This window comes from Dietzia sp. JS16-p6b, assembly GCF_003052165.1.
Taxonomy (GTDB): domain Bacteria; phylum Actinomycetota; class Actinomycetes; order Mycobacteriales; family Mycobacteriaceae; genus Dietzia.
The window spans coordinates 2,647,894-2,670,152 of sequence record NZ_CP024869.1; the positions used below are offsets into that span (position 1 = coordinate 2,647,894).

Genomic DNA, 22,259 nt, shown 5'->3' on the forward strand with positions numbered 1-22,259 from the left:
CGGCTCAGTACCCCAGGTCGTCCAGGCGGACCGACGCGCCGGTGGCGTCGCCGAATCCGTCCTCGGGACCGTAGAACCCATCCCCGTAATCCGGGATGGAGTAGGCCGCCGCGCGGGCCTCCTCGGTGGGCTCGACCGTCGAGTTCCGGTACCGGTTGATGCCGGTACCCGCCGGGATGAGCTTACCGATGATGACGTTCTCCTTGAGGCCCACGAGCCTGTCCGAACGCCGGTTGATGGCGGCGTCCGTGAGCACGCGGGTGGTCTCCTGGAAGGAGGCCGCCGACAACCACGAGTCCGTGGCGAGCGAGGCCTTGGTGATACCCATGAGGACCGGTCGCGCCGAGGCCGGCGAGCCGCCCTCGGTGAGGACGCGACGGTTCTCCGCGGTGAGCTCGGCGCGCTCGACCAGGGCACCGGGCAGGAACTCGGTGCTGTTGGACTCGTTGATGGCGACGCGACGCATCATCTGGCGGACGATCACCTCGAGGTGCTTGTCGTGGATCGACACGCCCTGCGCGCGGTAGACCTTCTGCACCTCGTCGACGAGGAACTTCTGGACACCGTTCGGGCCCAGGATGGCCAGAACCTCGTGCGGGTCGGCCGGCCCCTCGAGCAGCGGCTGCCCGCGGTCGAGGTGGTCGCCGTCGACGATCGGGCGGGAGGACCCGTCATCGAGGGTGATGTGCGCGAGTCCCTGACGCTTGGACAGCTTCTCGTACACGATCTCGTCCGCGCCGTTGTCCGGCACGATCGTGATGGTGTAGAAGCGCTCCTCCTCCTCGAGGCGGATGCGGCCCGCCTCCTCGGCGATCGGGGCCTTGCCCTTGGGTACCCGGGCCTCGAAGAGCTCCTGCACACGCGGCAGACCGCCGGTGATGTCGTCACCGACGCCACCCTGGTGGAACGTGCGCATGGTCAGCTGGGTGCCCGGCTCACCGATGGACTGGGCGGCGACGATGCCGACGGCCTCGCCGATGTCGACCAGCAGACCGGTCGCCATGGACCGGCCGTAGCAGGTGGCGCAGACTCCCGTACCCGTGGTGCAGGTGAGGACCGAGCGGACCTTGACCTTCTCCACTCCGGCGGCGATGAGCGCCTCGATGGTCGGGTCGCCGAGGTCGGTGCCGGCGGCCACGATGACCGTCCCGGAGGCGTCGACCGCGTCCTCCGCGAGGGTGCGGGCGAACGTCGAGGTCTCGACGTGCTCGTCCCGCGAGAGAGCACCGGTCTCGACCCCGTGCGCGTCCACCTCACGTCGGGCGATGACGGTCTCGATGCCCTTGCTCGTCCCACAGTCCGTCTCGCGGACGATGACGTCCTGGGAGACATCGACGAGACGCCGCGTGAGGTAGCCCGAGTCGGCCGTACGGAGCGCCGTGTCGGCCAGACCCTTGCGCGCACCGTGCGTGTTCATGAAGTACTCGAGCACGGTCAGACCCTCGCGGAACGAGGACTTGATGGGCTGCGGGATGAACTCGCCGTTCGGACGCGTCACCAGGCCCTTCATGCCCGCGAGCGAGCGGATCTGGGTCATGTTGCCCGCCGCGCCCGACTTGACGATCGTCGGGATGGGGTTGGAGTCCGGGTAGTTGGCCTCCATGGCCTGACCGATCTCGTCGGTGGCCTCCTGCCAGAGCTTGACCAGGTCGCTCTTGCGCTCCTCGTCGGTGATCTTGCCCAGGCCGAACTGCGACTCGAGGCGGGCCGCCTTGGCGTCGTACGAGGCGAGGATCTCCTTCTTGGCCGGCGGGACCAGGACGTCGGACATCGCGATGGTGACGCCCGAGCGGGTGGCCCAGTAGAAACCGGTGTCCTTGAGCTTGTCCACCGTCTGCGCGACGACGATCATCGGGTACCGCTCGGCGAGGTCGTTGATGATCACGGCCTGTCGCTTCTTCGGCATCTGCTCGTTGACGAACGGGTAGTCCGCCGGGAGCAGCTCGTTGAACATCACGCGACCCAGCGTGGTCTCGGCCATCCACTCCTGGCCCTGGCTCCACCCCTCGGGGAACAGCTCGGCCTCGATCTCGGCGGGGGGCCGCTGGTGCGTCATCCGCACCCGGATCGGCGCGTGGATGTCCAGCACCCCCAGGTCGACGGCCATGATGGCCTCCGCCGGGGTCGAGTACACGCCGGTCGCCGGGGCGTCCTGCGTGGCCGGGACATAGGCGCCCGTGGCTCCCTCGTCGAGCCGGGTCAGGTAGTACAGACCCGTCACCATGTCCAGACGCGGCATGGCGAGCGGTCGGCCCGACGCCGGCGACAGGATGTTGTTCGAGGCGAGCATGAGGATGCGGGCCTCGGCCTGCGCCTCCGCCGACAGCGGCAGGTGCACGGCCATCTGGTCACCGTCGAAGTCGGCGTTGAACGCCTCACACACGAGCGGGTGGAGCTGGATGGCCTTGCCCTCGACGAGCTGCGGCTCGAACGCCTGGATGCCGAGGCGGTGCAGCGTGGGCGCGCGGTTGAGCATCACCGGGTGCTCGGCGATGACCTCTTCGAGCACATCCCACACCTGGTCGCGCTGACGCTCGACCATCCGCTTGGCGGACTTGATGTTCTGGGCGTGGTTGAGGTCCACCAGCCGCTTCATGACGAACGGCTTGAACAGCTCGAGAGCCATGAGCTTGGGCAGACCGCACTGGTGCAACTGGAGCTGCGGACCCACGACGATGACGGAACGACCCGAGTAGTCGACGCGCTTGCCGAGCAGGTTCTGGCGGAACCGGCCCTGCTTGCCCTTGAGGAGGTCCGAGAGCGACTTGAGCGGTCGGTTGCCCGGCCCCGTGACGGGCCGCCCACGACGACCGTTGTCGAACAGCGCGTCCACGGACTCCTGCAGCATCCGCTTCTCGTTGTTGACGATGATCTCGGGGGCACCGAGATCCATCAGCCGCTTGAGACGGTTGTTGCGGTTGATCACGCGGCGGTAGAGGTCGTTGAGGTCCGAGGTGGCGAACCGGCCGCCGTCGAGCTGGACCATCGGACGCAGCTCCGGCGGGATCACCGGGACGGCCCCGAGCACCATCGCGGCCGGGTTGTTGCCCGAGCGCAGGAACGCGGAGACGACCTTGAGACGCTTGAGGGCGCGGATCTTCTTCTGGCCCTTGCCGTTGCGGATGATGTCGCGCAGGCTCTCGGCCTCGCTCTCGAGGTCGAAGTTCTCCAGCAGCGACTGGATAGCCTCGGCACCCATCCCGCCCTCGAAGTACTCGCCGAAGCGGTCCTCGAGCTCGCGGTAGATGCTCTCGTCCACGATGATCTGGTTGACCTCCAGCTTGGTGAAGGTGGTCCAGATCTCCTCGAGACGGTCCAGCTCACGCTGGGCCGACTCGCGGATCTTCTTCATCTCCTTCTCGCCGCCGTCCTTGACCTTGCGGCGCTGGTCGGCCTTGGCACCCTCGGCCTCCAGTTCGGCCAGGTCGGCCTCGAGCTTCTTGGCGCGTGCCTCGATGTCGGAGTCCCGCTCGTCCTCGATGATCTTGCGCTCTTCGAGGATCTGCGCCTCGAGGGTGCTGAGCTCGTTGTGGCGCAGGTCGGAGTCCACGCCGGTGATGACGTAGGCCGCGAAGTAGATGATCTTGTCGAGGTCCTTGGGCGCGAGGTCCAGGAGGTAGCCCAGCCGCGACGGGACGCCCTTGAAGTACCAGATGTGGGTGACGGGCGCGGCCAGCTCGATGTGGCCCATCCGCTCACGACGCACCTTGGCGCGGGTGACCTCGACGCCACAGCGCTCACAGATGATGCCCTTGAAGCGCACGCGCTTGTACTTGCCGCAGTAGCACTCCCAGTCCCGGGTGGGGCCGAAGATCTTCTCGCAGAACAGGCCCTCCTTCTCCGGCTTGAGGGTGCGGTAGTTGATGGTCTCCGGCTTCTTGACCTCGCCGTAGGACCAGTTGCGGATGTTCTCCGCCGTCGCCAGGCTGATGACCAGCTCGTCGAAGTAGTTGACGTCCTGCACGTAGGCGTCCTTTCCCGTATGGGATGGTGGCGGGCCCCTCGCGGGGTGGGGCCGGTACGGGGCCCGCCGTGGTGATACTGACTCTGTCGGATGCGGGGCGCCGGTTGCGCGCCCCACGCGCCTACTGCGCCAGCTCGTCCGCGGCCGAGGACTCGTCCCGGGAGAGGTTGATCCCCAGGTTCGCGGCGGTGCGGTCGAGGTCGTCGTCCTCGGCGCCCTCACCCAACGAGACCGCCTGACCGTCGCTGGAGAGCACCTCGACGTTGAGGCACAGCGACTGCAGCTCCTTGAGCAGGACCTTGAACGACTCCGGGATCCCGGGCTCGGGGATGTTCTCCCCCTTGACGATCGCCTCGTACACCTTCACTCGGCCCACGACGTCGTCGGACTTGATCGTGAGCAGCTCCTGGAGGGTGTACGCGGCACCGTAGGCCTGCATCGCCCAGCACTCCATCTCACCGAAGCGCTGGCCACCGAACTGGGCCTTACCGCCGAGCGGCTGCTGGGTGATCATCGAGTACGGACCCGTGGAGCGGGCGTGGATCTTGTCGTCCACCAGGTGGTGCAGCTTGAGGATGTACATGTACCCCACGGACACCGGGTACGGGAAGGGCTCACCCGACCGACCGTCGATCAGGGTCGCCTTGCCGTCGGCCTCCACCATCCGCTCCCCGTCGCGGTTCGGGAGGGTGCAGCCGAGCAGGCCGGTGATCTCCGTGTCCGCCGCGCCGTCGAAGACGGGCGTGGCCGTGTTGGTGCCGGCCTCGACGCTGTGGATCTCCTCCGGCAGCTTGGACGCCCACTCGGGGAGGGAACCGTCCGCCTCGCGGGGCACCTCCCAGCCCGCCTTGGCCAACCAGCCGAGGTGGGTCTCCATGATCTGACCGATGTTCATACGACGCGGGACGCCGTGCGTGTTGAGGATGATGTCCACGGGTGTGCCGTCGGGCATGAACGGCATGTCCTCGGCGGGGAGGATCTTGCCGATGACGCCCTTGTTGCCGTGGCGGCCGGCGAGCTTGTCGCCGTCCTGGATCTTGCGCTTCTGCGCCACGTAGACCCGGACCAACTCGTTCACGCCGGGGGGCAGGTCGTCGTCGTCGTCGCGCGAGAACACGCGGACGCCGATCACCTTCCCGGACTCGCCGTGAGGCACCTTGAGCGAGGTGTCGCGCACCTCGCGCGCCTTCTCACCGAAGATCGCGCGCAGCAGGCGCTCCTCGGGGGTGAGCTCGGTCTCGCCCTTGGGCGTGACCTTGCCGACCAGCACGTCGCCGTCACGGACCTCGGCGCCGATGCGCACGATGCCGCGGTCGTCCAGGTCCGCCAGGACCTCGTCGGAGACGTTGGGGATGTCGCGGGTGATCTCCTCGGCGCCCAGCTTGGTGTCGCGGGCGTCGATCTCGTGCTCCTCGATGTGGATGGACGTGAGCACGTCCTCCTCCACGAGTCGCTGCGAGAGGATGATCGCGTCCTCGTAGTTGTGACCCTCCCACGGCATGATCGCCACGAGCAGGTTCTTGCCGAGCGCCATCTCGCCGTTCTCGGTGCAGGGTCCGTCCGCGAGGACCTGACCGGCCTCGACGCGCATCCCCTCGTCCACGATCGGCTTCTGGTTGGAGCACGTGCCCTGGTTGGACCGCGCGAACTTGGCCAGGCGGTAGGTCTGACGTCCCCCGTCGTCGTCCATGACGGTGATGAAGTCGGCCGAGACCTCCTCCACCACGCCCGCACGGGTGTTGACGACGACGTCGCCGGCGTCCACGGCCGCGCGCAGCTCCATGCCGGTGCCGACGAGCGGCGACTCGGACCGCACGAGCGGGACCGACTGACGCTGCATGTTCGCGCCCATGAGGGCACGGTTGGCGTCGTCGTGCTCGAGGAACGGGATCATGGCGGTGGCCACGGAGACCATCTGCCGCGGCGAGACGTCCATGTAGTCGACATCCGTGCCCGCGACGACCTCGACGTCACCGTGCTTCTTGCGCACGAGGACGCGGTCCTCGACGAACCTGCCGTTCTCGTCGATCTCCGAGTTGGCCTGCGCCACGACGTGGCGGTCCTCCTCGTCGGCGGTGAGGTAGTCGACCTGGTCGGTGACCGCGCCGTCGACGACCCGGCGGTACGGGGTCTCGATGAAGCCGAACGGGTTGACCCGGGCGTAGACCGAGAGCGACCCGATCAGACCGATGTTCGGACCCTCGGGGGTCTCGATCGGGCACATGCGGCCGTAGTGCGAGGCGTGCACGTCGCGCACCTCGAGGCCGGCGCGCTCACGCGACAGACCACCGGGGCCCAGGGCGGACAGGCGCCGCTTGTGGGTCAGGCCCGACAGCGGGTTGTTCTGGTCCATGAACTGCGACATCTGGGAGGTTCCGAAGAACTCCTTGAGCGCGGCGGTGATGGGCCGGATGTTGATCAGCGACTGCGGGGTGATCGCCTCGGAGTCCTGCGTGGTCATCCGCTCACGGACCACGCGCTCCATCCGGGACAGGCCCACGCGGACCTGGTTCTGGATGAGCTCGCCGACGGTGCGCAGACGACGGTTTCCGAAGTGGTCGATGTCGTCGACGTCGACCGGGACCTCGCGGCCCCCCGGGACCTGCATCGACGTCTCGCCCGCGTGGAGGCGCACGAGGTACTCGATGGTGGCGGCGATGTCCTCACGCGTGAGCGTGGTGGTGTCGTCGCCCTCGGGATCCGGCAGACCGAGCTTGCGGTTGACCTTGTAGCGGCCGACGCGGGCCAGGTCGTAGCGCTTCTCCTTGAAGAACAGGTTCTCCAGGAGCGCCTCCGCGGACTCGCGGGTCGGCGGCTCACCCGGACGCAGCTTGCGGTAGATCTCGAGCAGGGCCTGGTCCGTGTCCTCGACCGTGTCCTTCTCGAGGGTGGACATCATGATCTCGGAGAAGCCGTAGCGCTCCTTGATCTCGGTGGTGGTCCAGCCGAGGGCCTTGAGCAGCACGGTCACGGACTGACGGCGCTTGCGGTCGATACGCACGCCGACCGTGTCGCGCTTGTCCACGTCGAACTCCAGCCACGCACCGCGCGACGGGATGACCTTCACGGAGTGGACGTCCCGCTCCGTCGACTTGTCGCGGCTCCGGTCGAAGTAGACGCCGGGCGAGCGGACGAGCTGCGAGACGACGACGCGCTCGGTGCCGTTGATGATGAACGTGCCCTTGTCCGTCATCATCGGGAAGTCACCCATGAAGACGGTCTGCGACTTGATCTCGCCCGTCTCGGTGTTCTCGAACTCGGCCGTGACGAACAGGGGCGCCTCGTACGTACGATCCTTCTCGCGGCAGTCCTCCATCGAGGCCTTGACCTCTTCGAAGTACGAATCGGAGAACGAGAGCGACATGGATCCGGAGAAGTCCTCGATCGGGGAGATCTCCCTGAGGATCGACTCCAGGCCTCCCTCGAGGTTCGTGACGCCGCGGGACGCGGCCCTCTGCTGCCACTCCTCCGACCCGATGAACCACTCGAACGACTCCGTCTGGAGGTCGAGCAGTCCCGGGACCGGCAACGGCTCGGAGAGTTTCGCGAACGAGACCCTCCGGGGCGCACCGGGAACGGTGGAAACTGACTTGGTCTGGCGGGAGACTGCCAAGATGGGTCCTTCCAGCACCTCACGTGATCACCACGGGCGGTGACCACAGATGTATCTGCGAGCGGTCCGCCGACGGGTATCCACCCGAATCCGACCCGGTCGAGGACTCGAAGATCACCCGGTGGGACCGGGGACGAGCCGTCACGGACGGACGAGAGTGCAAATAGCAGCCAGCGCAACGACCTAATCTAGCGGATGGCGGCGCGGAAGTCCAGCCGTCGACGGGGGTGCCCCCGGAGGCTGTGTGCTGGCGGGTACGCCGTCCGTCCCTGCGCTGGTTGCCCTCGTGGCTCTCGCCTCATCGGCCCCCGGTCGGGACGTCGCACCTGCGGGCGATCTGATCGCCCGACGCCCCTAAAGGGTGACGGGTCGACGGCCGTTCGTCAAGGATCTCGTCCGGTCCGGCCCGGAGATGCCCCGCGACCGGACCCGCCCGACCGCCCGTCAGGAGGGGAGGTCGGGGATCCGTGACAGCTTCCACACCCCGTCGATCCGGTCGAGACCGACCAGGTACGTACCGCTGGTGCTGCCTGCCGCGATGCCGTCGCGGGTCATCGAGACGTCCTGCACCAGGAGCACCTCGGCCTTGTCCCCGTCGAGGTAGGACAGCCCCGCCTCACGGACCTGTGCCTCGACGGCGGTGGCCGACTGCTCGTAGCTGTCGCGCAGAGCGGGCCAGTTCTGGTCCAACTCGGACACGAGCTCCGGGGTGAGGAACTCTCCGAGTGAGTCGTGGTACTCGTCCAGCGCCTCGTGGTCGATCGCGACCAGTCGTTGGACGTTCGTGCTCGCCGCGGTGAGGACCTCGTCGGTGACGGCCGGGTCGACGAACGCCTGGTTGTCCACGTCGATCCCGGGCTCCGTGGCCAGGAACGCCCCGGTCGCCCCCGCCACCAGGCCCACCGCCAGCGCCGCGTACGCGAGGGTCCTCCCCGAGAACACCCGGCGGGCCGGCCGGGCGGACCCGGTGGCGGTGTCGGTGTCGGTGGCGGTGTCGGGGGCGGTAGCGGTGTCGGTGCCGGTGGCGGACCCGGTGGCGGTAGCGGTGTCGGGATCGGACCCCGAGGCGGTGGAGGCACCCGCGTCGGGCCTCTGGTCGGGCGACACGTCCCCGTGGTGGTCCTGCTCGGCGCCGGAGCCGACCCCGGCGCGGGTCGGCCCGGTGTGGCCGGCCAGGCGACGACGTGCCGGTTGGCCCCCGGGCTTCGGGGTCCTCTTGATGGGTGGCATCAGCCGTTCCCGTCCTTTCTCATCGGCCGGCGGAGGTGGTCGGCGCGGTGGTCGTCCCCTCCTGCGCCCCGGAGTCGGCCGAGTCCTCCTCGGCGGAGTCGTCTCCGGTGGCGTCCTCGTCACCGGCGTCGGGCACCTCGAGTCCCTGCACCGACTGGCTGGACGACCCGACCGGCACCGTCACACCCACCTGGTTGACCGCATTGGCCTTCCACTCGTCGTCGACCCGGGTCAGGTCCACCCGCATCGCCTGACGACCGGTGATGTCCTCCTGGCCCTCACGCTCCGAATGGGCGGTGAAGACCACCAGGACGGCGGCGGTCCCCTCGTCCAGGTCCAGTTCCTCCACCGCGGTGTGCGAGACGGTTGCCGTGGTGACCGCCTTCTGTTCGATCACCCGGGTACGCACATCCTCCGACCACTGCTCCTGCTCCACGAGGAAGTCCCCCGTCGAGGCCTCCGCGAGCATCCGGAGCGAGTCGTCGACGTTCCGGTGATCGAAGCTGAACGCGTTGATGATCACCTGCGAGGCCACCTCGGAGACGGCGTCCCGCTCGGTCGCGACGTTCTGCGCGGACCGGGCCTCGGCGTAGCGGACCCCGGACACGGCCAGGGTCGCCAGGCCCGCGACGAGGACGAGCACCGAGACGACCACCAGCCACGTCGGGACGCTCCGCACCTCCCCGACGCCGTCGGTGCGGCCGTCCTCGCGACCATCGGTGTTCTGCGCACTCATGGGCGTGACGCTACCGGAACCCCCGGGCACCGGGCCGCCGCCCGGTCCCGCGGTCACCGGGGGATCAGTCCCTGGAGCACCGCGAGCTGCTCGGCGGCCACGGACAGGTTGAGCCGGTCGGGGTCGACCTTGGGCTTGGTGTCCCAGGGCTGGGGCACCTCCGGGCTCGCGTACTCGACGCGATCCGCACCGCGGACCGCGGTGGGGCTGCCGAAGGGCACGGTGCAGCGCGCCTCGTAGTTGGGCGGGAAGTTCTGTTCCTGGGGGTCGAACGACGGGTCCTGCGCCTTGATCTCGTTGATGATGTCCCACGTGCCCTCGTAACCCTGGGTGCACGGGGTGGGGTTGTCCATCTCCAGGACCAGACCGAAGTGGATGGTGCCGTCTCCCGGGGCCACCGACAGGCCTCCGGCGCTCAGGGCGGGCAGCAGCTGGAGCAACACGACGAAGGACGGGGCGAGCGGGTCGACCGTCTTCATGGTGGTCGACAGGTTGCCGAAGGTCCGCGTGAGCGGCTCACCCGAGTTCTCCACGAGGAACCGCATCTCGTCCGCGAACTCCGGCCCGGTGTCGATGAGCCTCTCGAGATCCGAGTCGGAGTCACGCAGCGCCTCGGTGACGGTCCGCAGGTCGCGGGAGAAGCTGACGATCTCCGTGGACTGGTCGGCCTGCGTGTCGAGCACCGTGGCGCCGTCCCGGATGAGGGTCTGGAGCTGGGGCATCGTGCGGATACCGGAATCCGCGATGCGGATCAGTGAATCCGAGAGGCGCTGCAGCTGCGGCCCCCGGCCCTGGAACGCCCTGCCGAGTTCGTCGACGGTCACCTCGAGGTCGTCGAGCGGGACCGACCGTGACAGCTCGTCGACCGACGCCAGCAGGTCCTCCACGCGGACCGGCAGCGCCTCGGTACCGGCGGAGATCACGTCCCCGTCCTCGAGGTAGGGCTCCGAGAACGTGTTGGGCCGCAGGTCGACGTACTGCTCGCCGATCGCCGAACGGTTTGCCACCACGGCCACGGTGTCCGCGGGGACCTCGGGGGCGCTGGAGTCCATGTCCAGCTCGACCCGCACCCCGTCGTCCGTCAGCGTGAGCTCGCCGACCCGTCCGACCGGGGTACCCCGGTAGTTGACGGCGGCGTTGGTGAAGACCCCGCCGGTGTCGGGCAGGTCCAGGTACACCTTGTACTGGCCGATGCCGAACAGCGAGGGCAGACGGACATAGTTGGCGCCCACGTAACTGATGCCCAGGGCGGCGATGAGGCCGAAGACGATGAGCTGGGTTCTCAGCGTTCTGCTCATTGGTATCCGGGCTCCCCTGGTTCTGGAAGGTACGTCTCGGAGAACTCCGAGGTACCCGGTGCGGGCCTGGGCACGACCGCCCGGTCCATGATCGGCGGGACCGGTAGCAGTGGCAGGACGATGGTGGTGCGGCGATCAGGACCGTTACCGCCGACCCAGGGGTTACCCGGGTCCACGTTGTACGGCCCCCTGGTCGTGGTGGGCCGGACGGGAACGGGGTCGCCCTGGTTGGCACCGAGGTTGCGCAACGTCTCGGAGATCGTGGCGTCGACCGAGAGGAAGACGTTGGCCGACCCGCCGACGGTCGACGTGATGGAGGCGTCCGGGAACGGGAAGGTGGGGACGAAGCCGGTCAGGTCGATGAGCTCGGGCGTGGACTCCCCCAGATACTGGAGTACCGGCCTCAACGCCCTCAGGTCGGCGATGAGGTCCTCCCTGCTGGTCAGCAGGATGTCCGATCCCACCTCGCCCAGCGCATCGACGCGGCGCAGCATCTCCACGAACTGGGGACGCTGCTCCTCGAGCACCGCGACGCCGGCCGGCAGCTCGTCGAGGGCCGCCTGGATCTGCTGCCGCTGGTCGTTCGCCCGTGCCGTCATGAGGTTGACGCCCTCGAGTGCGGCGGTGATGCTGTCGCGCTGCCGGTTGAGCCCGGCGATGAGCTCGTCCGCGGAGCGCAGCGTCTGGGTGAGCCCCTCCTCGCGACCGTCGGTCAGTGAGCGCAGCTCGGCCACGATGGGCTGGATCTGGTCCACTCCCCCGCCGTTGAGCAACAGTGAGAGCGCGCCGAGCACCTGCTCGATGTCGGTGGCGGTCCGCGTGTCGGAGGTCCGGATCACCGCGCCGTCGGTCAGTTGCCCGGACGGTTCCTCGTCCTCGGGAGGGGTGAGTTGGACGAACTTCTCCCCCAGCAGGTTGGTCTGCTGGATCGAGGCCTCGACGTTGGCGGGCAGTCCGAGATCGTCCCGGAGGACCACGTCCACCTGCGCCGTCCACCCGTCCTCGGCCAACGAGACACCCGAGACACGACCGGCGTCCAGGCCGTTGACCTTGACCGAGGACTGCAGGACCAGGTCCAGTACGTCGTCGAACTGGATGGAGACGGTCATCGGGTCGTCACCGACGTCGGCGCCGCCCGGGAGCGTGTAGTCCTGGAGGTCGGTCGAGCACCCGGCCGCGAGGGCCGCCACGACGGCGGACGCGCCCACGGCACGGACCGCGGTGCCACCGATTCCGAACCGGTGTCGACTCATCACCGTCCTCCTTCGGAAGCGGGGGTCATGGGCCATCCGCGGTTGCCCTCGACGGTCCCGGGCACCGGGATGGACTGCTTCATCTCACCCGCGAGGATCCCGAGGGGGAGATCGGGGTTGGAGGCCCTGAGCTCGCGGTTCCGCTCGGGTGCCAGCGCCTCGCAGGCCTGGATGTCCGCGCGGCGGAGGTTGTCGAGTTCGCGGAGCATCTCGTCCCCGGGGTTGAGGCGGCCCAGCGTCATGATCTGGCACAGCACCCCGGCCGGGTTCTGCTTCTCCGGGATGTTCGGCCGCATCGAGAGGGTCCCCGACTCCGAGTCGTAGGCACCGATGAGGTTGGCCAGGGCCAGCGGGGCCGTCTTGAGGATCTCCTCGATGTCGCCGCGCTGGTCGGCGGTGATCTGGCTCAGCGTGGCCAGTCGGTCCGCGTTGGAGCGGATGGAGTCCTGGTTGTCCCGCACCAGCCGCGCCACGTCGGCGAGCGCAAAGCTGAGCTCGGCCAGCGCACCCTGGAGGTCCTCCCGTTGGCCCGCCACCGTCTGGTTGAACGATGCCATCTGGGTGTTGAACTGCCTGACCTGCGCGTCGTTCTGCGCGAGCATCGTGACGAAGGACTGGAGGTTGACCACGGTCTCGCTGATGTCCTGACTGGAGTCGGCCAGGGTCGTGGCCGCACGGGACAGCTCGTCGATCGACCGCCCCAGGGCGGCGCCGTTGCCGCCGAGGGTCTCGGCGGACCGGGTGACGAATCTGTCGACGGCGCCGTCCCTGTTCGCGCCGTCCGGCCCCAGCGCCTCCGTGAGGTCCTGGACCGAGGCGTAGAGCTTGTCCACCTCGACGGGGGTCGCGGTCCGTTCCAACGGGATGTGTGCCCCGGACTCCATCGTGGGCCCACCGGAGTAGGCGGGCATGAGCTGGATGGTGCGGTCCGGGATGACCGACGGGGTCACCTGCACCGCCTTGGCGTCGACGGGGACGTCGATTCCGCGACGGACGTAGAGCGTGACCTCCACCGTGTCACCCATCGGGACGACCTCTTCGACCGAACCGACCGTCACCCCGAGGATCCGGACGTCGGTGCCCTGGGAGATGCCCACCGCCGACGGGAACGTCGCGGTGATGACGGTCCGGCCCATCCGGGTGACGGTCAGGTAGGTCACGGTGACGATCGCCACGACGACGACGAGGAGCAGCGCGACCAACCAGTACGGCAGCTTCTTGTGCATCAGTTGATCCCACTCTGTCGGGCCGGCGCACGGGCACCGGGATAGAAGGGCGGCTCGGGGATGCCCGGCGGGATGAGATTGGTGACCACCGAGTCGAACCACCTGCCGGTGCCCAGCATGTTGGCGTAGAGGCGATAGAACGGCGCGAGGTTGTGGATGGACTTCTTGAGGTCCTCCTCGTGGTCGGTGAGGACCGACAACGCGGAATCCAGGCTGTCCAGGGTCGGGCCGAACTCCGCCTCGGTGTCCGCGACGAGGAGACGGAGCTCCGCCGACAATCCCCGGGTGGAGGCGAGGACGAGCTTGAGGGTCTCGGCACGCTCGTTGAGCTCGCCCAGCAACTGCCCGGTGCCGATGATCAGTCGGCGGAAGTCGTCGTTGCGCTCGGCCAGGATCTCCGAGCTCGTCCTGGTGGCCTCGAGCAGTTGACGCAGCTCCGCGTCGCGGGTCGAGATGGTCTGGGACAGTCGCGCCACGCCGTCGACCGCGCCGCGGAACTCCTCGGGCGAGGCCTGCATGGCGTCGGTGAGTGTATCCAGACTCTCGGCGAGCGCGGCGTCGTCGATCTGCTCCAACGTCTCGGCAGCGGAGGAGAAGGCCGTCACCACGTCGTAGGGGGCGGTGGTGCGCTCCAGGGGGATCGGCTTCGAGCGGTCCAGCTCACCGGTGCCCGCGGGGACCAGCGCCAGGTACTTCTGGCCGAGCACCGTCTTGATCTGGATGCTGGCGCGGGTGTCGTCCCCGAGCCAGGCGTCCTTGGCCCGGAATCCCACGACGACCTTGTCCCCGTCGAGCTCGACGTCGGTCACCACGCCCACCTTGACACCGGCTACGCGGACCTCGTTGCCGTCCGTGAGACCAGCCGCCTCCGAGAAGTACGCCTCGTACTTCGGTCCCGCCCCGACGATCGGCAGGGAGTCGAGCATGAACGACCCGGCCGTGAGCACCAGGATCACCACGACCCCGATCACTCCGATGGTCGCGTTCCCGACCCGGGGTTGACCCGGCGTCCGCTTGCTCATGGGATCCCCCCCTCGTGGCACCGTGGCGCGACGTTCGTGTACACCGTGTGGTTGACGACGGGTCCGCCGCTGGGCAGCAGGTTGGGCACGTTGTTGCCCGGTCCGCTGACCACGTCGAGTCCGCACAGATAGAACTGGAACCAGGACCCGAACGACCCCATCCGGATGAGGTTGTCGGTATTGACCGGCAGGTTCTCCAGGACCTCGCTCAGCGTCCCCTGGTTGGCGTTGATGTTGTCGCTGATCAGCTTCAGGTGGTCGAGCGATTCGTCGACGGCCGGCCGGGTCGCGGTGACCACGTTCTCGGCCGAGGACGTGAGGTCGGCGATCGAGTCCAGTGAGCTGCCGATCGCATCGCGTTCCTGCGCGAGTCCCTCGACCAGTTGCCTCGTGGTCACCACGAGCTGCTGGAACTGCACGTCGCGTTCGTTGATGGTCTGCAGGACCCGGGTGAGGTTGTCGATGACCTCCCCGATCACCTGGTCGCGATCGGCCAGGTGGTTGGTCAGTTCGCCGGTCTGACGGACCAGACTGGTCACCGTCCCGCCTTCGCCCTGGAGGACCCGGATCAGGGAGTCCGCCAGCGCGTTGACGTCCTCGGGCTGCAGGGTCGTGAACAGGGGGCGGAAGCCGTTGAACAGCGCCGTGAGGTCGACCGCGGGCGAGGTGTTCTCGATGCCGATCACGGTGCCCTCGGGTAGCTCCGGCTGAGCCGGCCCGGGTTCCCGGGAGATGTTCATGTACCGCTGGCCGATCATGTTCCGGAAGCGGAGCGTGAGGTGCGCGTCCGCAGGGAGGGTGCGGTCACCGGACAGGGTGAAGTGCACCAGGGCCTGGTCGCGGTCGTGGACCTCGAAGTCGTTCACGTGGCCCACCACGACCCCGGCGATCCGGACGTCGTCGCCCTTCTCCAGCATGGTCACGTCGGAGAAGACGGCCGAGTACTGGGTCCCGTCCTCCCGCGTGCCGCCGCGGATGGTCGTGGCCAGCACCGTGCTGAGCATGACGGTGACGACGATGAACACCGCGAGCTTGATGAACGAGCCGAGGAGCCCACCGCGGAACAGGGCTTTGACTTTGGCGTTCATCGGAAGCTCACCTCCGTCCCACGGAGAGCCGGCGCCCCGATCCCGCCGATCCACGCGGGGATGTCCGCCGCGTCGCGATCGGTGGCGACGCCGTACACGGTGCGCACGGTGTCGGTCTCCAGCGGGGAGCCCGCATAGGCCATCGCCATGACGTCACGGTCCCGACCGGCGGTGACGGTCGAGGGGAACGGGAGGTTGGGCTGCTCGGGGACTGCGCGTCCCGGTGCCGCCGGCACGGATCCGCGGGTCCGCAGGGCGGGCACCGGGCCGTCCTGGTCGAGCGGGTTGGGCAGCGTCGGGATGAATTCCGGCCCGGGGTTCCTGGTGGGCGTCTGATAGGACCCGTCGGCGATGGCGCCACCGGGTGCTCCGCCGAAGATCTGCGGCTCCACGGCCGGGTCGTAACACCTCGGGCCCCGTGTGTCGAAGAACCGGGGTTCGTCCTGATTGGGCACGTAGCGTCCCTTGGGGTTGACGACCTCGATCGTCACCCGGATACCCGGGTTCGGGGTTCCCACCCCGAGGATCGCGTCGGAGCGGTCGAGCGCGGTCATGAAGTTGTCCACGGTGCACGGCAGAGCCGGTGAGTACTCGGCCAGGTACTCCAGGGACGTCCGTGAGTCGATCGCGAGGGCGATGAGATCGGAGCGGTTGTCGGCGAGGAATCCGGTGAGGACGTCGGCCGAGGAACTGATCCGCTGCAGGCCGTCCGCGATGTCGGTGCGGCGCTGGATCACCGTGTCCCCGGTGGTGCGCAGCGCGTCGAGAGCGTGGATGAGGTCGGGCAGCGCCTCGGAATAGGTCTGGGAGAAGGTCGCGAGATCCTCGAGACCGGACTCCAACGCGGGCATCTCCTCGGAGATGCCGTCGAAGACCCGCCCGATCTCCACGAATCCGGCGCCGATCTCGTCGCCACGGCCCGCGAGCGCCTGGTTGATCGCGCCGAGCGTTCCGGCCAGCTTCTCCGGGGGGACCGCCTCCAGCACCGGAAGCAATCCGTCGAGGACGCGGCCGAGCTCGATCGCGTTCCCGCGGGTGTCCTGCTCGATGGTGGCACCCGGTTCGATCGTCCCGACGGGCTGCTCGGGGAATCCGAGGGCGACGTACCTCTCGCCGAAGAGCGTCTTGGGCAGCAGACGACCACTGATGTTGGCCGGGAGCTGGTCGACGAACGCGGGGTCGAACTCCATGTTCACGCGGACGCGCTGACCCTCGGGCTCGACGCCGGACACCCGCCCGACCAGGACCCCCCGTGCCTTGACGTCGGCGTCGTTGGGCAACGCGAACGCCATGTCGTCGGTGTACATGGTGACGCTGTCCGAGGCGGTGAAGGCTCGGTTGTAGATCGCGATGGTGGTCCCCACGAAGACCAGCACGATCACGATGAACAGCGCCGCGAGCAGTCGCTTGGACACGGCTGACAATTCGTTCATCCCGCCACCCTCACAGTCGTGGTGGTGCCCCAGAGGGCGAGTCCGACGAAGAAGTTCAGGATGGCCACCACGACGATCGTGGTCCGCACCGCGCGGCCCACGGCCACGCCGACACCGGCGGGGCCGCCCGACGCGGTGAAGCCGTAGAAGCAATGGATCATCACCAGGACGAACGCGAAGATGATCACCTTGATGAATGAGTAGATCACGTCTTCCGGCGGCAGGAAGAGATGGAAGTAGTGGTCGAACGAGCCCGTCGACTGCCCCTGCACCATGGTGTTGACGGCGCGTGTGGCCATATAGGAGGAGAGCAGCCCCACCACGTACAACGGGATGACGGCGATGAATCCGGCGATGATCCGGGTGGTGACGAGGTACGGCACGCTGGGGATCGCCATGACCTCGAGCGCGTCGATCTCCTCCGAGATGCGCATCGCGCCGAGTTGGGCCGTGAAGCCGCACCCGACGGTGGCCGACAACGCGAGCGCGGCGACCAGCGGGGCCACCTCGCGGGTGTTGACGTAGGCGGACAGGAAGCCGGTGAGCACCGAGCTCCCGATCTGGTCCAGCGCGGCGTACCCCTGCAGTCCCACGACGACGCCCGTGAACCCGCTCATCATGACGATCACGCCGATGGTTCCACCGAGGACAGCGAGCACGCCGACGCCGAAGGTCACCTCGGCGATGAGGCGGAGGACCTCTTTCCGGTAGTGCACGAGTGTCTGCGGGATCCAGCGGATCGCCCGGAGATGGAACGCGAGCTGGTCCCCGAGGCTGTCGAACGAGCTGATCGGCCCGCGCACCATCGCCCGGAGCCGGGCCCTGGTGGGCCCGACATCGGTGAATATCGCCATCACGACCCCTTCGGCGGAACGATCTGCAGGTACATCGCCGTGAGGATGAGATTGGCGAAGAACAGCAGGAGGAATGTCAGGACCACTCCGAGGTTGACGGCGTCGCCGACGCCCTTCGGGCCACCCTTGGGGTTCATACCGCAGTACGAGGACACCACCCCGGCGATGAGCCCGAAGATCAATGCCTTGACGGAGGACATGATGAAGTCCGGCAACTGGGCGAGGGCGCCGAAGGACATGAGGTACGCACCCGGGGTGCCCCCCTGCAGCAGGATGTTGAAGACGTATCCGCCGGCGATGCCGACGATGGAGACGAGACCGTTGAGCAGTACCGCGATGAGCATCATCCCCAGGACGCGGGGCACGACGAGCCGCTGGACGGGATCGATGCCGAGTACCCGCATGGCGTCGAGTTCCTCACGGATCGTCCGCGCGCCCAGGTCGGCGGCCACCGCGGAGCCGGCGGCTCCCGCGATGAGCAGCGAGGTCACCAGGGGCGCCCCCTGCTGGACCACGGCGAGAACGCCCGTCGCGCCGGTGTACGCCTCGGCCCCGAGCTGCTGGACGAGCGATCCCGTCTGCATGGCCACGACCGCCCCGAACGGGATCGCGACCAGCGCCGACGGCAGGATCGTCACCGACGCGATGAACCACGATTGCTCGATGAACTCGCGGAACTGGAACGGCCTCCTGAAAATTCCACGAATCACCTCGAGGAAGAGACGGAAGACCTTTCCCGCCTCGCCGACCGCGTTCCGGACGCCGCCTCCCACGTCCGCCGGAGACACACCGGACCTCACCTCGGGTTGCTGACCAGCACCCTCCGCCATCTACTTCCCCCGACCTCTCCGGTGTCCTCAGTTCTCGTCGGACCCGTAGTGGTCGTCGATTCCCGTGATCGTGCTGTCCGCGGCGCCCACCGGGGTGGCCCCCGCCGTAGCGACCCCCGCCGGCGCGGTCGCGGCGTGCTTGCCGTTGCCGCCGTGCCCGCGGGCCGCCCACTCGGCCCGGATGGCCTCCTGCGCGCCCGGGGGGAGGGTGTCCAGCATCTCGGCCACCCGCTTCTCGCGACGGATCTCACCCTTGCGCTCCGGGCCACCGGGAGTCGGCTGCATCTGGGGCGGGACCCCCGTCACCTCGTCCTCGCCCGGGGAGCCGTCGTTGTGCCCGGCATCGGCGTGCGCCTGCTCCTCCCGCATCTGTGCGTCGTCCTTCTCCTCGGACATGCCGATCGGGCCCAGCTTGGACCCCCGGAGGAACTGACGGACCGAGGGTTCCTCGCTGGTGAGCAGGACCTCGCGCGGCCCGAACATGACGAGCTTCTTGCGGTAGAGCATCCCCAGGTTGTCCGGGACGGTCCGGGCCAGGTTGATGTTGTGCGTCACGATGAGGATGGTGGCGTCGATCTGCGCGTTGATGTCGATCAACAGCTGTGCGAGGTAGGTGGTGCGGACCGGGTCCAGACCCGAGTCGGGCTCGTCGACCAGGATGATCTCGGGATCCAGCACGAGGGCGCGGGCGAGGCCGGCGCGCTTGCGCATGCCGCCGGAGATCTCCCCGGGCAGTTTGCCCTCGGCGCCGGTGAGACCGGTGAGCTCGAGCTTCTCCATGACGACGTCGCGGATCTCGCTCTCCGACTTGCGTGTGTGCTCCCGCAGCGGGAACGCCACGTTGTCGTAGAGGTCCATCGACCCGAAGAGCGCGCCGTCCTGGAACAGGACGCCGAACAGCTTGCGGATCTCGTAGAGCTCCTTGGCGGTGCACTGGAGGATGTCGGTGCCGTCGATGATGATCTGGCCGCGTTCGGGGCGCAGGAGACCGATCAGCGACTTGAGGAACACCGACTTGCCGGTGCCCGACGGACCCAGGAGCGCGCTCACCTCCCCCTCGGGAAGGGTGAACGAGACGTCCTCCCAGATCTTCTGCGATCCGAAGGACTTGGTCAGCCCCTCGACAGATATCTCGATACCCACGACACCACTCCTCACTGCAGCCATCATCTGTGGCCACGGTCACTGTAAACTACCGCTCCGAGGGCGTGCTTCGTTACATACCGATAAGTAATGTATCGCAACGAACCTCGCCCGACCGACCTGCAGAAATGCCGGAGGGGCGGCCCGGCGATGTCGCCGGACCGCCCCTCACGGGCGCGTGGTGCGTCAGCTCACTTGAGCGAGACCTTGGCACCGGCCTCCTCGAGCTTGGCCTTGGCGGCCTCGGCGGCCTCCTTGTCGGCCTTCTCGATGATCGCCTTGGGGGCGGACTCGACGAGGTCCTTGGCCTCCTTGAGGCCCAGGCCCGAGACGATCTCGCGGACGACCTTGATCACGCCGATCTTCTTCTCGCCGGCCGACTCGAGGACGACGTCGAACTCGTCCTGCTCGGCGGCGGCCTCGGCACCGGCAGCCGGGGCGCCGGCGGCCGCGACGGCGACCGGAGCGGCCGCGGTGACCTCGAAGGTGTCCTCGAACAGCTTCACGAACTCGGAGAGCTCGAGAAGAGTCATCTCCTTGAAGGCCTCGAGCAGCTCGTCGTTGCTGAGCTTCGCCATGGTGGCGTCCTTTCTGTTGGTCCCGGAACCGTCACGCGGCCCGGAAACGTGTGGGGTGTGTCAGTTCTTCTCGTCCTGCAGCGCCGCGAACAGACGTGCCAGCTGCGAGGCGGGCGCGTTGAACAGGCCGGCGGCCTTGGCCTGGTTGCCCTTGAGGGCACCGGCCATCTTCGCGAGGAGGACCTCGCGGGACTCGAGCTCGGCGATCTTGTCGAGTTCGGCGGCGGACAGCGTTGCGCCGTCCATCACTCCGCCCTTGACGATGAGCGCCTTGTTGTCCTTGGTGAAGGTCTTGAGCGCCTTGGCGGCGTCCACGACCTCACCGGTGACGAACGCGATGGCGGTGGGGCCGGTCAGGAGGTCGTCGAGACCCTCGACACCGGCTTCCTTCGCCGCACGCTTGACCAGGGTGTTCTTGGCCACGGTGTACGTGGCGGAGTCACCCAGCGCCTTGCGCAGTGCGGTGACCTGCGGAACGGAGAGTCCGCGGTACTCGGTGACCACGGCCGTGGTGGAGTTCTGGAAATGCTCCTTGATCTCCTCGACGGCCTGGACCTTTGCGGGCTTTGCCATGTTTCGCCTCCTCTCTGCTTCTCACTGCCGAGAAATGCGCGAACGCCCCGGGCGCAGGTGGCACGGGGCGTGGAGGAGGCGGGCTCGGTGGCTCGCGGTGTCCTACGCTGACCGGTGTTCTCCTGCGCGGGCCGTCCGGGCGCTCCCGGACCCTTCGACCGCCCCCGGCGGGGACGGTGACCTGCGGTCTTCGGTGAAACTTGATCAGGTGCCCGACGGACGGATCCGGCAGGCGTTCAAACTTCCCCATCAGGGTATAGGCGACGGGCCGCCCCCGCCAAATCGACGGCCGACCGGGGAATGGCGGGTCGGGCGCGTTTCTGACACTGTGGTCCCGTGCCTCCCGCCTCCTCCCGCGTCGCCGTCGTCTACAACCCCATCAAGACGGGGGTCGACGAGGTCCGTCGCCGCACCGTGGAGAGGGCGGCCCTGCACGGGTGGACCGACCCGGTCTTCTACGAGACCACCGAGGCCGATCCGGGGGTCGGTCAGGCCGCGGAGGCCGCCGCCGGCGGAGCGGATGGTGCCGGTGGGGTCGGCCTGGTGATCGCCTGCGGAGGGGACGGCACCGTGCGGTCGGTCGCCCAGGGACTGGTCGGGACCGGGATCCCCATGGGTGTGGTCCCCCTCGGGACGGGCAACCTGCTCGCCCGGAACCTGGACATCCCGTTGGACGACGTGGACCGTGCACTGCGCGTGGCGATGAGCGGTCGGAGCCGGGGAATCGATCTCGGCATGGTCCGGTACACCGACGGCGAGGGGCACGCACACGATGATGTCTTCCTCGTCATGCTCGGCGCCGGGATGGACGCGGACATGATCGCCGGCACCCATGACGGCCTCAAGGCCCGGGTCGGGTGGCTCGCCTACGTCGGCGCCTTCGCCAACACCCTGCTCCGGGGGCACAGAATCAAGGTGGAGTACTCGCTCGACGACGGGCCGGAGATCCACACCCGTGCCCGGACCCTGCTCGTGGCCAACTGCGGGATGCTCCAGGCGGGGATGATCCTGCTGCCCGACGCCGTGATCGACGACGGCCTGCTCGACGTGTTGGCCATACGGGCCAAGGGCGCCCTCGGATGGGCGCAGGCCGGCGCGGTACTGGTCCACCACACGTTCCGGCATCAACTCGCCCCCGTCCTTCGGAGGGGATCCTCCCGCGGGGAGGGCAAGGAACGCCACGAGACCCGGCCACTGGACTTCCGGCAGGGGGAGGCGGTGTCGGCCCGGATACTGGAGAAGCCCGCGTCGTTCCAGATCGACGGCGAGGAGTGCGGAACCGTCACCGAATTCTCGGCGTGGATCAAGCGTCGCGGTCTGACCGTGCGGGTCGCGCACTGAACTCCCCCGGCATCACGCCGCGGCGGCCGTGAGAAGGCGACGGAGCGCGACGGAGCGCGACGGAGCGCGCACCAGGA

16 protein-coding genes are annotated in these 22,259 nt (G+C 68.3%); 1 reads left to right on the forward strand and 15 read right to left on the reverse strand.

Annotation, left to right across the window (positions count from 1 at the left end):
• Window positions 1-4 precede the first annotated feature (4 nt).
• From CT688_RS12125 to rplJ, 15 genes are all read right to left on the reverse strand, one after another.
• Window positions 5-3,964, reverse strand: coding sequence for a DNA-directed RNA polymerase subunit beta' (locus tag CT688_RS12125; RefSeq protein WP_107757098.1), 3,960 nt, complete (start codon window positions 3,962-3,964; stop codon window positions 5-7).
• Window positions 3,965-4,085: 121 nt separating this feature from the next.
• Window positions 4,086-7,595, reverse strand: coding sequence for a DNA-directed RNA polymerase subunit beta (locus tag CT688_RS12130; protein ID WP_107757099.1), 3,510 nt, complete (start codon window positions 7,593-7,595; stop codon window positions 4,086-4,088).
• Between the two features lie 426 nt (window positions 7,596-8,021).
• The gene (locus CT688_RS17785) at window positions 8,022-8,807 is read right to left on the reverse strand and encodes a hypothetical protein (RefSeq protein ID WP_231750316.1); all 786 of its coding nucleotides are present in this window, start codon (window positions 8,805-8,807) and stop codon (window positions 8,022-8,024) included.
• Window positions 8,808-8,826: 19 nt separating this feature from the next.
• On the reverse strand, window positions 8,827-9,543 hold the full coding sequence (locus CT688_RS12140; RefSeq protein WP_231750317.1) for a hypothetical protein: 717 nt from the start codon (window positions 9,541-9,543) through the stop codon (window positions 8,827-8,829).
• 53 nt (window positions 9,544-9,596) lie between these two features.
• Window positions 9,597-10,841, reverse strand: coding sequence for an MCE family protein (locus tag CT688_RS12145; RefSeq protein WP_107757101.1), 1,245 nt, complete (start codon window positions 10,839-10,841; stop codon window positions 9,597-9,599).
• Window positions 10,838-12,094, reverse strand: coding sequence for an MCE family protein (locus CT688_RS12150; RefSeq protein ID WP_107757102.1), 1,257 nt, complete (start codon window positions 12,092-12,094; stop codon window positions 10,838-10,840). Before CT688_RS12150 ends, CT688_RS12145 begins: the two co-directional genes overlap by 4 nt.
• On the reverse strand, window positions 12,094-13,320 hold the full coding sequence (locus CT688_RS12155) for an MCE family protein (RefSeq protein WP_107757103.1): 1,227 nt from the start codon (window positions 13,318-13,320) through the stop codon (window positions 12,094-12,096). The genes CT688_RS12150 and CT688_RS12155 overlap by 1 nt, the downstream gene beginning before the upstream one ends.
• Window positions 13,320-14,342: an MCE family protein gene (locus tag CT688_RS12160; RefSeq protein WP_107757104.1), complete on the reverse strand. Its 1,023-nt coding sequence runs from the start codon at window positions 14,340-14,342 to the stop codon at window positions 13,320-13,322. The genes CT688_RS12155 and CT688_RS12160 overlap by 1 nt, the downstream gene beginning before the upstream one ends.
• Window positions 14,339-15,430 carry an MCE family protein gene (locus CT688_RS12165; RefSeq protein ID WP_107757105.1) on the reverse strand — a complete coding sequence of 364 codons (1,092 nt, stop codon included), beginning with the start codon at window positions 15,428-15,430 and terminating at the stop codon, window positions 14,339-14,341. Before CT688_RS12165 ends, CT688_RS12160 begins: the two co-directional genes overlap by 4 nt.
• Window positions 15,427-16,863, reverse strand: coding sequence for an MCE family protein (locus CT688_RS12170; protein ID WP_107757106.1), 1,437 nt, complete (start codon window positions 16,861-16,863; stop codon window positions 15,427-15,429). The genes CT688_RS12165 and CT688_RS12170 overlap by 4 nt, the downstream gene beginning before the upstream one ends.
• The gene (locus CT688_RS12175) at window positions 16,860-17,669 is read right to left on the reverse strand and encodes an MlaE family ABC transporter permease (protein ID WP_370446358.1); all 810 of its coding nucleotides are present in this window, start codon (window positions 17,667-17,669) and stop codon (window positions 16,860-16,862) included. The genes CT688_RS12170 and CT688_RS12175 overlap by 4 nt, the downstream gene beginning before the upstream one ends.
• Window positions 17,670-17,716: 47 nt before the next feature.
• Window positions 17,717-18,547 carry an ABC transporter permease gene (locus CT688_RS12180; protein WP_107757107.1) on the reverse strand — a complete coding sequence of 277 codons (831 nt, stop codon included), beginning with the start codon at window positions 18,545-18,547 and terminating at the stop codon, window positions 17,717-17,719.
• A gap of 27 nt (window positions 18,548-18,574) precedes the next feature.
• On the reverse strand, window positions 18,575-19,690 hold the full coding sequence (locus tag CT688_RS12185) for an ABC transporter ATP-binding protein (protein ID WP_107757108.1): 1,116 nt from the start codon (window positions 19,688-19,690) through the stop codon (window positions 18,575-18,577).
• Between the two features lie 191 nt (window positions 19,691-19,881).
• A complete protein-coding gene (gene rplL, locus CT688_RS12190) occupies window positions 19,882-20,268 on the reverse strand; it encodes a 50S ribosomal protein L7/L12 (protein ID WP_017838129.1) in 387 nt (128 codons plus the stop codon).
• Between the two features lie 60 nt (window positions 20,269-20,328).
• The gene (gene rplJ, locus CT688_RS12195) at window positions 20,329-20,841 is read right to left on the reverse strand and encodes a 50S ribosomal protein L10 (protein WP_107757109.1); all 513 of its coding nucleotides are present in this window, start codon (window positions 20,839-20,841) and stop codon (window positions 20,329-20,331) included.
• A 336-nt stretch (window positions 20,842-21,177) separates the two neighbouring features.
• On the opposite strand from rplJ, the gene CT688_RS12200 reads away from it, so the two are divergent.
• Window positions 21,178-22,182, forward strand: coding sequence for a diacylglycerol kinase family protein (locus tag CT688_RS12200; protein ID WP_107757110.1), 1,005 nt, complete (start codon window positions 21,178-21,180; stop codon window positions 22,180-22,182).
• Window positions 22,183-22,259 lie beyond the last annotated feature (77 nt).

Excerpts from the sequence above, each read along its gene's own strand:
- CT688_RS17785 (WP_231750316.1), bottom strand. The coding sequence starts at position 8,807 with ATGCCACCCATCAAGAGGACCCCGAAGCCCGGGGGCCAACCGGCACGT.
- CT688_RS12140 (WP_231750317.1), bottom strand. The coding sequence starts at position 9,543 with ATGAGTGCGCAGAACACCGATGGTCGCGAGGACGGCCGCACCGACGGC.
- CT688_RS12145 (WP_107757101.1), bottom strand. The coding sequence starts at position 10,841 with ATGAGCAGAACGCTGAGAACCCAGCTCATCGTCTTCGGCCTCATCGCC.
- CT688_RS12150 (WP_107757102.1), bottom strand. The coding sequence starts at position 12,094 with ATGAGTCGACACCGGTTCGGAATCGGTGGCACCGCGGTCCGTGCCGTG.
- CT688_RS12155 (WP_107757103.1), bottom strand. The coding sequence starts at position 13,320 with ATGCACAAGAAGCTGCCGTACTGGTTGGTCGCGCTGCTCCTCGTCGTC.
- CT688_RS12160 (WP_107757104.1), bottom strand. The coding sequence starts at position 14,342 with ATGAGCAAGCGGACGCCGGGTCAACCCCGGGTCGGGAACGCGACCATC.
- CT688_RS12165 (WP_107757105.1), bottom strand. The coding sequence starts at position 15,430 with ATGAACGCCAAAGTCAAAGCCCTGTTCCGCGGTGGGCTCCTCGGCTCG.
- CT688_RS12170 (WP_107757106.1), bottom strand. The coding sequence starts at position 16,863 with ATGAACGAATTGTCAGCCGTGTCCAAGCGACTGCTCGCGGCGCTGTTC.
- CT688_RS12175 (WP_370446358.1), bottom strand. The coding sequence starts at position 17,669 with ATGGTGCGCGGGCCGATCAGCTCGTTCGACAGCCTCGGGGACCAGCTC.
- CT688_RS12180 (WP_107757107.1), bottom strand. The coding sequence starts at position 18,547 with ATGGCGGAGGGTGCTGGTCAGCAACCCGAGGTGAGGTCCGGTGTGTCT.
- rplL (WP_017838129.1), bottom strand. The coding sequence starts at position 20,268 with ATGGCGAAGCTCAGCAACGACGAGCTGCTCGAGGCCTTCAAGGAGATG.
- rplJ (WP_107757109.1), bottom strand. The coding sequence starts at position 20,841 with ATGGCAAAGCCCGCAAAGGTCCAGGCCGTCGAGGAGATCAAGGAGCAT.